Below are 13842 nucleotides of genomic sequence, written 5' to 3'. Positions count from 1 at the left end.
CTGCCAAGGAACAGAAGAATAACGATGTTGTTAGATGCTTCATGCGAGCTCTGGCCTATTGCGGATTCTGCTGTGGCTGTTGCGGCTGCTGTGGCTGCGGCGTCGTCTGGGGAGCCGCAGTGCCGTTGTTGTTCGCCGGCTGGCCCTGCTGAGGCGGCACAGCCGTGGTCGTACCGTCAGCGGGCTGACCCTGAGGAGCAGCGGTTGTGCCGTCCGCCGGCTGGCCCTGTGCCTGAGGAACAGGCGCATTGGCTGAAGCCGGGACCGCAGAAGCAGCCTGGTACCGCTGCAGGCGGAAGAAGACCGGCGTCAGCTCCATGGGCATTTTGTCGCCAGGGTTCAGAATGCGGTCGCCCTTCAGATTGAGAGCATAGATTTTGTCATCCCAGGGATCGGTCTTGAGGTGGCTGCCCAGAGGCAGGGCAGGACGATCTTGAGCTACATCTTCGAGGTTGAGCTTCGGCCCGCGGTTGAGGAATGCAGCCATCCACGGCGTTCCATCAGCTTTGAGCAGGGGGTCGCCCATGCGCGGCGTCAGGAGGGCCGTAGTCTCTCTGGCCCGCGAGACCACCTGCTGATAAAAGAGGCTGACGGATGCCGATTTGTCGTGGTAGACCGAGCTGTCGAACAGTTCGACAGCCTTCTTTGCCGCGGCGTCATTGTCCGCAGGGGAGTGGCTCATGTTGAGACGCTCAAGAGTTGCCTCGTCAGGAAAGAGCAGGCGGTCGTTAAAGGCATAGCGGGTATCAATGTGGTGGCCCAGCACGATGTGAGCAAGCTGGAAGCTCAGCACAGCGGCCAGGTCTTCTTCCTGCGGCAGCACATCGACCAGACCTTTACTGATAAGGATGGTGTTGCCGACGGCCAGCGATTCAAGGGTCGAGGTCAGCATCACGCGGCAGTGGATGTCAGGCATATCGAGCTTGTTGCCGATGATGACGTTATTCGTGACTTGTTCGAGAACCTTGTCGAAGTCGCTGGGCGGGGCCACGAGTCCAGCCTGCACCAGGCGGTCGACAACGTTCTGCTCGGCCTGCGAAACCCACTGCCGCTTTGCATTGAGCGGGCTCACATCCTGTGAGTTCTCGCTCTGGTCCTGCGCATTTTCGACGGTGATGGATTCAGCATCCGATTCGCGCGTCGGCAGTTTCAACGAGTAGCCCCAGAAATGTGTCTGGGCGCGGAAGCCTGCGCCCTTTCTGCCGGTGCCGCCGGTTGATTCCTCGGCATAAATGGCAGCCGGCAGCCAGATGTCGGGCTGCACATTCAGTCTCCAGCTATCGAAGTGATAGTAGCGGGTAACCATATCGTCCGGACCGCTGGTATAGGAGCCGTTGAAGCGGACTATATTGGCGTTTTGGTCTTCAATCCAGATGCGCCCGAAGAAACGGCCGGCGCCCGTCTTGGGCTTGGGGCGCACGTCAAAAACAACTGTGCGCACGCTGCCGAGGAATTCGCGGCGGACGTAAGCAAAGTCATAGTGCTGCTGATCAAAGCTCACCGGATCAAGGAACATCATGTCCATGAATCCGGTTGGCGAGTAGCTGAGGTTGAAGGCCTTCGTCAGCCCGGAGAGATATCGCATCGAGCCCTTGAAGAACCCGCGCGAGGTGGACTTGGTCGCATAGCCCTTGTTGGTAAAGGCCTTGCCGAAATCCACGCGCCCCAGCATGTACGCGTCCGATTCCGGAACGGCATACACTCTCGGATCTGGCCGCATGTTCTGGATGTAAGTCTGGACCACAGGCGTGTGCTGCTGAATGGCCTTGATCGTTTCTTTTTCCTGGGCGACAGCTCTCTGAATGAGAGCCGCCTGCTCCGGAGTGAGAGGGGCCGCGGGCGCATACTTTGGCTCTTTTGCGTGTGCGGTGAGCCCCGCCATCATGACCGCCAGACCGGTCATCCATATCTTGCGAAAAGACATTTCCTTGCTCCTGATCTTCTTTCTCAATTCCCTGTAAGTCTTAGTAGGCACAAACATTTCTGTCAAACCTTGAAGTGCAGCACTCATCGAGTTCCTTTACGCCAGCTGGAATGTGATGTGGATGATGCTTACCTGATCCACGGGCACGCCATTCTTCGTGGCCGGCTTAAAGCGGATTCGTTCAGCCGCTACCATCGCCTGCTGATCCAGTCCATGGCCCAGGCCGCTGACTACGCGAATTACCTGCACCTGTCCGGATGCGGTAAAGCGAACCTCGAGGGTCACATCGCCCTCGATGCGCAGCTGCTTGGCTTCCGGCGTGTACTGCGGCAAAGGCTTCGAGACGAGCACAATCGACGTGGATTCCGGCTCCTGAACCTTGGCGACCTTCTCGCCCCCTGAACCGCTGCCGCCTGAGTTGCCGAAGCCGCCGGTGGCGACGGTTCCGCGGCTCCCTGGAGCGCCGGTGCCGCCTACCACGCCGTTGCTGAAACCGGCCGAGGCGACAGTGCCGCGATCGCGTCCTCCGGGAACGCCGTTGGCCGCTCCCGATCCGAAGCTCGTGCCGTGCACTGATCCCTGCCGGGCCGCGCCCGCGCCGCTCGATGTTCCCGGAGCTGCGTTGAACGCGCCAACTGCGGCGACGGTTGCCGGACGGTTGGCATTGGGATTCGGTGTCACACCCTGCGGATCGCCGAATCCGCCGACCTTCGGAGTGGGAGCAGTTGTGTTGTTAGCGACCTGTGTCGGAGTTGTACTCTTGAAAAGCCCAACCTTCGGTTGTGGCGGAGGAGTGACGGCCTTGGGCGGCGCAGGCGCAACATGCGGAGCTTCCGGCGTGGGCATCTTTACAGGGGCGGGCTTGGGCGGTTCGGGTTCCGGTTTGGGTGGAACGATCCTGGGTTGCTCGATTTTGGGCGGGGGTGGGATGGTTCTGATTTTAGGCGCAGGAGGAATGTACGGCTTAGGCATCTCCACCGGAAAGACCAGGGTTGTGCTCTGATATTGGTGTTGCTGTGCCTGTTTACGCACCTGTGCCATGGTCAGCAGAATAAGAATCGTGCCCAGCACTATATTGACGATAGTGCTGACACCGAAGGATCCAAAGCGCCCTTTGGGTTCCGGCAGCAGACCGAAATTCTCCCGATTCAGCGGATCGTTATTGTTAATTGCCATAACTTCTTTGCTTCAAACTCGTGTACTTTCTAAGAAATAGACGTAAAAAAGAACTAATCTCATCAAAATCCCTGCATCTTTTATGCCGTTTTGACACGGGAAGGCCTCACAGGGGCGAGACTTCGCCGATTATGAAACCGGCCATAGCAAAACAGCTTCCAAAGTGTTGGGATCATGGTAAGTTTCCATACAATATCGCGGCTGCGGTCTGACGGAACTCCATTCGATTTTGCTGGAAGCGCGCTCCTATAACTGAGGTAATGTTCGTGGTAACAGACTCGTTTACTGTTCAGTCCCGGACAACCGCGTAACTATTACCGCAGAGATCGGTAGTTTAAGTGTAAATTTTCTTGATCTGGAAAATCTAATCCTTCCCAGATTGGGACGAGGGCAGGAACTCCTCTGGTTGCCCATGACGGCAGCCATATCTGGCTATAATCCAGACAGACAAGGAGATATCGGTGAGAATTTTGGTGACTGGCGGCGCGGGGTATGTAGGTGGAACGGTAGCGGATCTGTTACTGCAGCATGGCCACGAAGTTGTTGTTTATGACAATCTTTGCCATGGCCACCGCTCGCTGGTTCCCCGTGGAGCGGAGTTTGTGGATGGCGATCTTGCCGACCGTTCCAGACTAGAACAGCTTTTTTCTGAACGCACCTTCGATGGCGTCATGCACTTTGCCGCACTTATCGAGGCAGGTGAGAGCATGAAGAAGCCGGAACTCTACTTCCGTAACAATACGGCATCGACCCTGTCGTTGTTCGAAGCCATGCTCGCAAAGGGCGTAAAGAAACTGGTCTTTTCTTCAACTGCAGCGGTTTACGGCGAGCCGGAATCGACGCCCATCCGCGAAGACGCTCCGCTGCGTCCGACCAACGCCTATGGTGAGTCGAAGCTGCTGGTCGAGCAGATGCTCACCTGGCTGAACCGTATCCACGGCTTTCGCTACGCCAGCCTGCGCTACTTCAACGTAGCTGGCGCGATTGAAGGCCGCGGCGAAGCGCATGAGCCGGAATCGCACCTTATCCCGCTGGTTCTCGACGTGGCCCTGGGTCGCCGCCAGAGAATCAAGGTCTTTGGGCAGGATTATCCGACCAAGGACGGCACCTGCGTCCGTGACTACATCCACGTGTGGGACTTGGCCAAGGCTCATCTGCTCGCCTTTAACGCACTTTCTGAGCGCGACCGGCTGATCTACAACATTGGTAACGGCCAGGGATTCACCATCCGCGAGGTCATTGAAGCGGCGCGCCGGGTGACCGGCCATGCCATCCCGGTGGAAGAGGAGGGCCGCCGTCCAGGCGATCCCGCCGTCCTGATTGCGAGCTCGGAGAAGATTGAGAAGGAACTGGGCTGGAAGCGGGACTACGCTACGCTCGACAGCATTGTTGCGAGTGCCTGGAAATGGCATCAGCAGCGTTATCTGGTGACAGCCGGCTGATCGCGTCCTTGCAGCAATCTTTCCTTGACAGCTTAGGAGAGGTCGCACTACACTCCTAATCAATTTAGGAGGGTGTGTGACTGATCAGGCTCAATTTCCCCCCGGAACTTCCAATGCGAGAGTGGGAGTGTACCTCTACAGTCTGGCAACGATTGCGGCCGGCATCCTGGATCTGATCTGGGGTGAATTTGAAGCTGCTCATCAACCCATTGGAGCTCTGGGCGGTCATATTCCCGGCCGCACGATATTCGCATACATCACTGCTATCTGGATGATCTCTGCCGGCGCGGCGATCTTTTGGCGGCGAACCGCGCGCGCGGGCGCGCTGGCGGCGGCCATTATTTATCTCGTGTTTGGAATGTTCTGGTTGCCGCGCTTCTACACCGCACCGCATGTGCTTGGTTTTCGATTTGCAGTGTTCACGGGTGTGTTGGGAGGAGTATTTACGCAATTGATCGCGGCCGCCGGGGGCCTGATTCTCTATGCGTCGTTTGCGCCTCCAGGTTCATCCTGGCCACAGAAGCTTCCGGTAATGGCCCGCTGGATATTTGGATTGGGCCCGGTCCTGTTTGGGTTGGGACATCTCACCAGCGTACAGTCCGTGGCTCGTATGATTCCGAAATGGATGCCGCTGGGCGCCCACTTCTGGGTCGTGATAAGCGGGATAGCTTTCCTGCTGTCAGGTCTTGCGATCCTCAGTGGAATTCTGAATGTATTAGCCGCCCATCTGCTCGGGTTGATGCTGTTGATCTTTGAGCTTGCATTGGTGTCCCTGGTGTTTGCTTACCCGCGTGTGCATACAGCCTGGGGCGCAAACGCTTACAACCTGGCTGCAGCGGGAGCGGTCTGGATATTCGCGGCATCTATTACGCACCGCCATGCGAGTCGCGAGCACAATGCCAGGACACAGTTTGCGGAAGTTTCCTAGGAAGTCTCAAAGGTAGAGATGGCAACTTCTCAGCGGGCTGCCTGTTGTGTCCGCACATCCTGCATCGCATAGCCGTGCGGCAGGACGAAAAGTGCAGGATCAGGCGATCCCAGCTTGAGGTTAGATACAGAGAAGATCTGCGTTCCATGCCGTGGATCGACCCGCTTGACCAGCAGGTTGATGCCCAGCTGGGGCGAATACCAGAACTCCTTGGTGATCGCCAGCGGCTGCGAGTTGCCGACAGCATTGGCATTCAGCGTCAGAGTCTCGCGCGTGCCTACGACCTCCACACCATCGAGCGTGTTCTTGCCCAGGTCTTCACGAGTCAGCTTGCCGTTGCGATTGGGCAGCTCGCCTTCCTGCATCAGGTGAAAATCTGCCGGGACGAAGTAGTTATGGAGTCGGCAGGTGCGTATCGATGGTGTGCAGATATAGAGCTCATGTTGCACAGGGTTGGCGAAGTCGAGCTCCGAGATAGGAGTCTCCTTCGTGTCGCCGTTCTGCATGAGAAAGCGGCGCTCCTGAAAGATGCGTCCGGAGTTATCGCGGGCAACCTTGCGGTGATTCGAGGTTGTGAGCGTGCCGCCATCTTCGAGCTTGCGCGTCCACTCGGCTGTCACTGTGGCGGTAAAGGGAGCATTGGCGAGAGGCGTGATGTCAATATTGTTGATGCGCTCCATTGTGCCGCCGTCCGGAGCATGCGCGGCATCCTGGGGCTGGACAGGACCGACCTGGCTCCATGAAATCGGCAGAACAATGAGAACCGGCACAATGGCCAGAAAAAGGAAGCGGTGTTTCATGTGCGAAGCCCCCCTGAAACGCCTCCAGCCTACCATGAGCTCCTTCGTATCAATCGGAAAAATCGAGAGATGTATACCTGTCTATACAGTTAATCTCTTGCCACCGCAGTCACCAGCCTTTAACGTGATTGTTGGAAGAAAATTAAGTTTCCTCCGGTACGTTCCCCAAGTTCATTAGCAAAGAGGTAGATCTCAAAGCATGCCCTCCACGACTATCAGCACGAATCTTGACTCCATTCTGCGCGAAGACCGCGTCTTTCCTCCTCCCGCGGAGTTTGCGGCCAAGGCCCACATTAAGAGCCTGGCCCAGTATGAAGAGATGTACCGTCGCTCAGTGGATGATCCGGAAAGCTTTTGGGCCGAAGCGGCGCGCGAGTTGCACTGGTTCAAGCCATGGGAGAAGGTGCTTGACTGGGACCTGCCCTGGGCGAAGTGGTTCGTCGGCGGAAAAATCAACCTGAGCTACAACTGCGTCGATCGCCATGCGCTCGGAAGCAAGCGTGATAAGGTCGCCATCCTGTGGGAAGGCGAGCCGGGAGAAATACGTAAACTTACCTTCGGTGATCTGTATGCCGAAGTGCAGCGCTTCGCGAATGCACTGAAAGGTCTCGGCATCAAGAAGGGCGACCGCGTAGCCGTCTACATGGGCATGACGCCCGAGCTGGCCATCGCCATTCTCGCCTGCGCGCGCATCGGAGCAGTGCATTCAGTCATCTTTGGCGGATTCGCAGCGCATGCCATCATCGACCGCGTGAATGACGCCGAGTGCGCCGCTATCATCACGCAGGACACGGCCTGGCGCCGCGGCAGTGAGGTCAAGTTGAAGGCGACCGTCGATGAAGCGCTGACGCAATGCTCCACGGTGAAAAATGTTGTGGTCTACAAGCGCACTGGCTCGGAAGTAAATATGCAGCCGGGGCGCGACCACTGGTGGCACGAGCTGACAGCGGCCGCCGAAAAGGAATGTCCGGCAGAAGAGCTGGATGCCGAAGACCCGCTCTACGTCCTTTACACCTCAGGCACGACGGGAAAGCCGAAGGGCCTGGTGCACACCACCGGAGGCTATTCTGTCCAGACCTATCTCACCACCAAATACATCTTCGATCTGCGCGATGATGACGTGTACTGGTGCTCGGCTGACATCGGCTGGGTCACGGGACATTCTTACGTTGTCTATGGCGCTCTGCAGAATGGCGTGACGACTCTGATGTATGAAGGCGCTCCGAATTTTCCCGCGCCGGACCGCTTCTGGAAGATCATCGATGACCACAAGGTCACCGTCTTCTATACGGCTCCAACCGCCATCCGCGCCTTCATCAAGTGGGGCGATGAGCATCTCAAAAAGTACAAGCTCGATTCGTTGCGCCTGCTCGGAACCGTGGGCGAGCCCATCAATCCTGAAGCATGGATGTGGTATCGCGAAATGATCGGGAAAAATCGCTGCCCGATTGTTGACACATGGTGGCAGACAGAAACGGGAGCCATCATGATTGCGCCCATCCCCGGCGCGGTTGCCACCAAGCCCGGCTCAGCGACGCGGCCCTTCTTCGGAATTGTGCCTGAAGTAGTTACAAAAGAAGGCGAGCCTGTTCCGGCAGGACATGGCGGACTGCTGGTCATCCGCAAACCCTGGCCTTCGATGGCGCGGACGATCTACAACAATCCGGAACGCTATGTCGCTGGCTACTGGTCCGAGATTCCTGGATCCTATTTCACCGGCGACGGTGCGCGCGTCGACCAGGATGGATGTTTCTGGCTGATGGGCCGCGTTGATGATGTTTTGAATGTCAGCGGACACCGCCTGGGCACGATGGAAGTCGAATCGGCCCTGGTGGCGCACTCGAAAGTAGCCGAAGCCGCAGTTGTAGGCCGTCCCGATGAGATGAAGGGGCAGGCGATCGCTGCATTCGTTACGCTCGAAAGCGGAAACGAGCCGTCGAAGGAACTCAAGCAAGAGTTGCGCGCCTGGGTGGCGAAGGAGATCGGAGCTCTGGCGAGGCCTGACGACATCCGCTTTACTGACCAGCTTCCGAAGACGCGCTCAGGCAAGATCATGCGCCGTCTTCTGCGCGAACTGGCCACCAACGGCGAAATCAAAGGCGACACCACGACGCTTGAGGATTTCAGCGTGATCGCCAAACTCCGCGAGCAGGACGAGTAGCTTGGCCCACAGTTTGAGACAAGTCCTGTCAACGATTCCGAAAGTAACATTTTGCTGCAATTTGCTGGTTTCAAATGATATTTGTTGCAACTGGCAATGAGCTGATATTTCTCTTCTTTCTGATATCCTGAATATAGAAATCCCGCCTGCATCCGGCGGGATTTTTTATTGCCAGGAATCAGGACTTTGCGCGAAACCTGTCTGTTTTCAATACTTTGTCGCATTGAAAACAGAGGCCATGTGTTTTCAAAGACTTAACCCCTCTCCCCCCGGGGGGGATCCCCATGGAAAACGGGATTGTTCTTGATGTATCCGCACCCTTAGAGGGCGACACATTAAAACGGACACGGTAAAAGTGAATCAGCTCTGAGTCTCTGCCTTCTTAAGCTGCGCAATGATTGCGTCTGTGTCATAGACGCAGCCTCCCCATACGCCGCCGCTGGCTTGCACCAAGGCTGCCCACAGACGCGTGTCGTCAGGCAGATCGGGGTGCGGGGCTAGATCAGAGCGGGGACTGCGCTGGGCAAGTCGCTGCGTGCCTTCGTCCGCGCCGAAGAGCTCCTGCGCGTCGCCTACGAGATTGACCATGCCGGCCAGGCTATTGCGATCTATGACGATCTCGATCCGGTCGCCGTCGAGCACTTTGCCGATTGTTCCTCCGGCCAGCGCTTCCGGCGAAATATGCCCGATGCAGGCCCCGGTCGAAACTCCGCTGAAACGCGCATCTGTGAGTACCGCCACATGTCTCAAGTGCGGGAGTTGTTTCAGCGCGGAGGTGATCTGGTAAATTTCCTGCATGCCCGCGCCGGCAGGTCCGCCGCAGATCAGCACGATCACGTCTCCCTCAGACACCTTGCCATGCTTGATCGCATAAATTGCATCCGCTTCAGTTACAAATACGCGGGCCGGGCCAGTGTGGCGATAGGCGTTGCTTTCATGGATCAGTGATGGATCGATGGCCGTGCTCTTAATGACTGAGCCATCAGGAGCGAGATTGCCTGTGGGAAAGCAGACAGTCGAGGTAAGCCCTCGGGCACGCGCCTTGTCCGGCGACAGGATGACGTCGTCAGGATCGATGCCGTCCTGTTCGAGTAGAGTCCTACGCAGCTCAAAGCGGCGGCGGCTCTCCTTCCACCAGTCGAGCGAGGCGTCGAGCGTTTCGCCGGACACAGTTTTTACCGATGTGTTCAACAACCCGTGCTCTCTGAGGTGCAGCATGACTTCGGGCACACCTCCGGCAAGAAAGACCTGTACTGTGGCGAAGTTTTGCGGACCGTTGGGCAGAGCATCCACGAGCCGCGGCGTCTGCCGGTTGACCGCGGCCCAGTCGGATACAGCAGGGCGCGGCAATTTTGCGGCATGAGCGATGGCCGGAATATGCAGCAGCAGGTTCGTGGAACCGCCAAAGGCTGCATGCACCACCATCGCATTTTCAATCGATGCCGGTGTCAATATGTCAGCGATGCCTGTTTGTAACTGATACAGTCGCAAAATTGCGCGCGCCGCGCGCCGGGCCATATCGAGCCAGACAGGCTGCCCTGATGGCGCTAGCGCCGCATGCGGAAGCGCCAGTCCCAACGCCTCTCCCACCACTTGCGATGTGGCAGCCGTGCCCAGGAACTGGCAGCCGCCACCGGGGCTGGCGCAGGCGCGGCAGCCGACCTCTGCTGCATATTCGAGCGTGATCTGCTCCTGTGCGAAGCGCGCTCCGATGGTCTGCACTTTGCCCGCATCTTCGCCTGATTCGGGCAGAAGCGTGACTCCGCCGGGGACAAGAATTGCCGGAGTCGTACCGCATGAGGCGAGCGCCATCATCATCGCAGGAAGCCCTTTGTCGCACGTGGCAATGCCGATGACGCCCTTGCGCGTGGGAAGGGAACGGATGAGCCTGCGCAGCACCATCGCCGCGTCGTTGCGGAAGGGAAGCGAGTCCATCATGCCGGTCGTGCCCTGTGTTCGCCCGTCGCAGGGATCAGTGCAGGCCCCTGCGAACGGCACCGCATGCAGCGCTTTCAATTCGCGCGCAGCTTCGGCAACCAGCAGGCCCACTTCCCAGTGCCCGGTATGGAAGCCCAGTGCAACAGGCTCGCCATTGTCGGCGCGCAGGCCGCCGTGTGTGCTCAGAATCAGAAACTCAGGATCGAGCAGCCGCGCCGGCTCCCAACCCATGCCCGCATTCTGGCTCAGTCCGAAAAGATTGCCGGAGGGCTCTGTCAGAAGCATCTCCGGCGTCAGCGGCAGAAATCCTGCCGGGCCGGAAGCGTGCGTGGCGACACGGGCATAGCTTGTGTCAGGAAATTCGAGCACCGACTCAAGTGAAATCATGGCAAAGAAAAACTGTCTTTCATTTTAAGTTCAAGTCACGAATGAAAGAATGCTACAAATCATCTGGTGTGCTGAATCGCGTGGAAAATCCCGGACTGCTTCAGAAGGAACTGCGAAGGCGCTGGACATATCTGCTGCCCGCCGTCTTCGTTACCTATAGCCTTGCCTATCTTGACCGCGCCAATTACGGCTTTGGCGCAGCCGCGGGCTTGGCGAAGACACTCAACATCAGCGATTCCCGGTCTGCATTCCTGGGCTCTCTCTTCTTTCTCGGCTATTTCGTCTTTCAGATTCCCGGCGCGGCATACGCACGGCGAAAGAGCGCCACGCGGCTCATCTTTCTTGCGCTGCTCGGCTGGGGTGCGCTGGCCGCGCTGACAGGCGTCATCCGCGAGTTCTGGCTCCTCGCCATCGATCGCTTTCTGCTTGGTGTGGCCGAAAGCCTGATATTGCCGGCGATGCTGATTCTGCTGAGCAACTGGTTCACGCGCACCGAGCGCTCGCGGACTAACACTATCCTGCTTCTCGGCAACCCTATCACTGTGCTCTGGATGTCGGCGGCCACCGGTTACCTGATTAAAGCAGTAGGCTGGCAGATGACATTTGTGTTCGAAGGCATTCCTTCGATCCTCTGGGCCTTTGCATGGCTGGCTCTGGTGCGCGACCGTCCACAGGATGTGCGTTGGCTCAGCGACGCATGCTGCGAAGAGCTCGCAAGCCAACTTGAGCTGGAACAGCGGGTCCTTCCCCAGACGCCCAACCTTGCCATCGCTTTTCGTATGCCCAGCGTCGTGCTGCTCTGCGTGCAGTACTTCTGCTGGAGCCTGGGGGTGTATGGCTTCGTGATCTGGCTGCCTACCATCATCCGGACAGGCATGAGCCAGGGCATTGAGATTGTAGGATTGCTGAATGCCGGGCCGTATCTGCTCGCCATCATTTTGATGCTCGCGGTATCACATTTTTCTGACCGCACGCTGAGCCGCAAGCGCTTCATCTGGCCTTTGCTGGTTCTGTCGGGAATCGCGCTCTTCGGCTCTTATCTGACGGTCGCGCACAGCTTCTGGCCGGCCTATGGATTGATGATCCTTGCCGGAGGCACAATGTACGCGCCGTACGGGCCGTTCTTCGCCATTGTTCCGGAGATGCTGCCGAAGAATGTCGCCGGAGAAGTAATCGCCCTCGTCAACAGCTGCGGCGCGCTTGGCGCTTTCGCCGGAACGTGGCTGGTGGGTTTTCTGCAGGCGCTTACCGGCAATTCACGCGCCGGATTTCTGGTCATGTCCCTTTCGCTGATCGTTTCCGGAGCGATTATCTTCTTTTTGCGCCCTGCAAATCAGAAGCTCAGAAGTATGCCGTACTAGTGGTGGGCTCCTCCGCCACCACTGGCACCACCGCTGCCTCCGCCATGACTTCCTCCTCCGCCGCTGAAGCCACCACCGTGACTGGCTCCGCCGCCACTGAAGCCTCCGCCCGAGCTGGCGCTGTGGAAGCCGCCTCCGCTGACACCGCCGCCGAAGCTTCCCGAAACAACGTGGCCGCCTCCGGAAGAGAATCCGCCATGCACGCCTTCACCGCTGCCTGGCCGTGACTGCATGCTGCCGATGCTGCGATTGAAGTTTTGCAGCTGCCCGATGTTATTGCCGGTGTTCAGCATCGTCGCTTTGCCCAGGGTGAAGCTTTGGGAGTGATGATTGAAGGTAAGCCTTGCGCCTGAATCCTTCGCTGTCAACACTCCATTTGCGCGGTGGATCTCAGGCGCAGGATCACCAACGCGTGCGAGTGTCTGGTGATACTCGCCGCGCATTCCTCGTGGAGCTTCACTGAGCGTCTTGAGCTTCGCGCCGGAATCAAGATTCAAGCGCGAGACCGACACGCTGCCCTTTCTCTCAATCGCAAAGACCATATGCACGCCATTCAGTGGAGGCTTTCCATGAACATCACGAGGATGCACAGGTACAAAAGCTACCGTCTTGCCGGACTTTACCCAGTGAACCGGACAGTGATGATGCTTATGAACTCCAGCCACCCAGACATAACGGTGTTGGCGATAAATCCAGGATCCGGCATGGCACCGGGCCCAGTCGTAACCGTAGGTGGGAATACCCATGCTCACAGGGAGCGTGGCGGCTACGCCTGGCGGATAGCACGGAAAATCATCGAGCGCAGGATAGAGATTTGGCCATTGACGTGTCGTTTGTCCGGGCAACGCTCCCGGCGGGAATTGCCCGGGCATCACTGTTTGAAATGAGTTTCTGCGGAAAAGAGACAGGCTGGCCGGGACCAGGAGGGCAGTTCCTGATGTGCTGTTTCGCGCTGAAGCAGCCTTGGCGGCATCAGCTGCGGGCTCCCAGCATGTGCCATAAGGTTCGCAGGAGAAAAACGTCCCCTTGTTATAAAGATCAGCAAGGCCGGGAACAGGCGCAGGGAGATTCAACTCCTTCATGACGGCTGCGATTGCTTTGGCGCGCGCAGCCACGCGGCCAGCAACCCAGCTGTCCCATTCCTTGAAATTCTCAGAAGCCGCGACGTCTTCAGCAGTAGGCGTGCCACTTGCGTGGTAAAGAGTGGTTTGCCCCTTGACCAAGTGCTCGACAGGCGATACTGGAAGTGTGAATGAGCTTATGTTCATCGGTTCCTGCGGCGTAATGGCCGTGGCATCTACATAACTGGTGACACGCGCATAACTGAACAGAGGAAACTTGATCAGCAGCCGATTGGTCGGCGTCATGATGGCAAAGATTCCTCCTGCAACCGGGTGAACATTCAGCGTCACGGTGCCTGTCAACAGGGCCACCCCGGTGATTGGAATATCGCCCGCTGCAATCAGGTCATTGAAGGACAGTACTGAATTTTCGCCTAGATAGACCGTGGAGGAGTCTTCGAACTCAATCTCCGCACGGCCGGCGCCGGTAGCCAGCGTGAATCCAGCCTCAATCGGCAGGCCGGAGACGGCAGCCTCCCACGCTGCGCCCTTGGTGCCGCGAGAGACGCGGACATCGCCTTCAAGATAGCTGATGCGCACAATCTGCGGCTCGATCTGGTCGGCAGGAATATTCAACTGCAACGGCTGAGCGGTTTTCGCTGAT

Annotated in this window: 9 protein-coding genes; 4 read left to right on the top strand and 5 right to left on the bottom strand. The window is 57.9% G+C overall.

Going from position 1 to position 13842, the window contains the following annotated elements; all coding sequences use genetic code 11:
• Nucleotides 1-55: 55 nt before the first annotated feature.
• Both AC5S16_RS13615 and AC5S16_RS13610 read right to left on the bottom strand, forming a co-directional pair.
• Nucleotides 56-1924: a hypothetical protein gene (locus tag AC5S16_RS13615; protein ID WP_493930626.1), complete on the bottom strand. Its 1869-nt coding sequence runs from the start codon at nucleotides 1922-1924 to the stop codon at nucleotides 56-58.
• A 96-nt stretch (nucleotides 1925-2020) separates the two neighbouring features.
• Nucleotides 2021-3100, bottom strand: coding sequence for an energy transducer TonB (locus tag AC5S16_RS13610; RefSeq protein WP_493930625.1), 1080 nt, complete (start codon nucleotides 3098-3100; stop codon nucleotides 2021-2023).
• Between the two features lie 461 nt (nucleotides 3101-3561).
• Here AC5S16_RS13610 and galE point away from each other — a divergent pair, with 461 nt between their 5' ends.
• Nucleotides 3562-4542 carry a UDP-glucose 4-epimerase GalE gene (gene galE / locus AC5S16_RS13605; RefSeq protein ID WP_493930624.1) on the top strand — a complete coding sequence of 327 codons (981 nt, stop codon included), beginning with the start codon at nucleotides 3562-3564 and terminating at the stop codon, nucleotides 4540-4542.
• Nucleotides 4543-4618: 76 nt separating this feature from the next.
• Nucleotides 4619-5470: a hypothetical protein gene (locus AC5S16_RS13600; protein WP_493930623.1), complete on the top strand. Its 852-nt coding sequence runs from the start codon at nucleotides 4619-4621 to the stop codon at nucleotides 5468-5470.
• 29 nt (nucleotides 5471-5499) lie between these two features.
• Here AC5S16_RS13600 and AC5S16_RS13595 read toward each other — a convergent pair whose 3' ends face one another.
• Nucleotides 5500-6270, bottom strand: coding sequence for a hypothetical protein (locus tag AC5S16_RS13595; RefSeq protein ID WP_493930622.1), 771 nt, complete (start codon nucleotides 6268-6270; stop codon nucleotides 5500-5502).
• Between the two features lie 199 nt (nucleotides 6271-6469).
• On the opposite strand from AC5S16_RS13595, the gene acs reads away from it, so the two are divergent.
• The gene (acs, locus tag AC5S16_RS13590; protein WP_493930621.1) at nucleotides 6470-8431 is read left to right on the top strand and encodes an acetate--CoA ligase; all 1962 of its coding nucleotides are present in this window, start codon (nucleotides 6470-6472) and stop codon (nucleotides 8429-8431) included.
• A 360-nt stretch (nucleotides 8432-8791) separates the two neighbouring features.
• Here the strand turns inward: acs and AC5S16_RS13585 are convergent, their stop codons facing one another.
• A complete protein-coding gene (locus tag AC5S16_RS13585; RefSeq protein WP_493930620.1) occupies nucleotides 8792-10756 on the bottom strand; it encodes a YjhG/YagF family D-xylonate dehydratase in 1965 nt (654 codons plus the stop codon).
• Nucleotides 10757-10797: 41 nt separating this feature from the next.
• Between AC5S16_RS13585 and AC5S16_RS13580 the strand changes: the two genes are divergently transcribed.
• Nucleotides 10798-12117 carry an MFS transporter gene (locus AC5S16_RS13580; RefSeq protein WP_493930619.1) on the top strand — a complete coding sequence of 440 codons (1320 nt, stop codon included), beginning with the start codon at nucleotides 10798-10800 and terminating at the stop codon, nucleotides 12115-12117.
• Here AC5S16_RS13580 and AC5S16_RS13575 read toward each other — a convergent pair.
• Nucleotides 12114-13820 (bottom strand): FecR domain-containing protein, encoded by a 1707-nt coding sequence (locus AC5S16_RS13575; protein WP_493930618.1) that lies wholly within the window; start codon nucleotides 13818-13820, stop codon nucleotides 12114-12116. The two genes, AC5S16_RS13580 and AC5S16_RS13575, sit on opposite strands and share 4 nt — an antisense overlap.
• Nucleotides 13821-13842: the final 22 nt, after the last annotated feature.

The organism is Acidobacterium sp. FHG110202_01 (assembly GCF_059115305.1).
The sequence above is the reverse complement of the archived record's forward strand: the minus strand, read 5'-3'. Positions and strand labels throughout refer to the sequence as shown.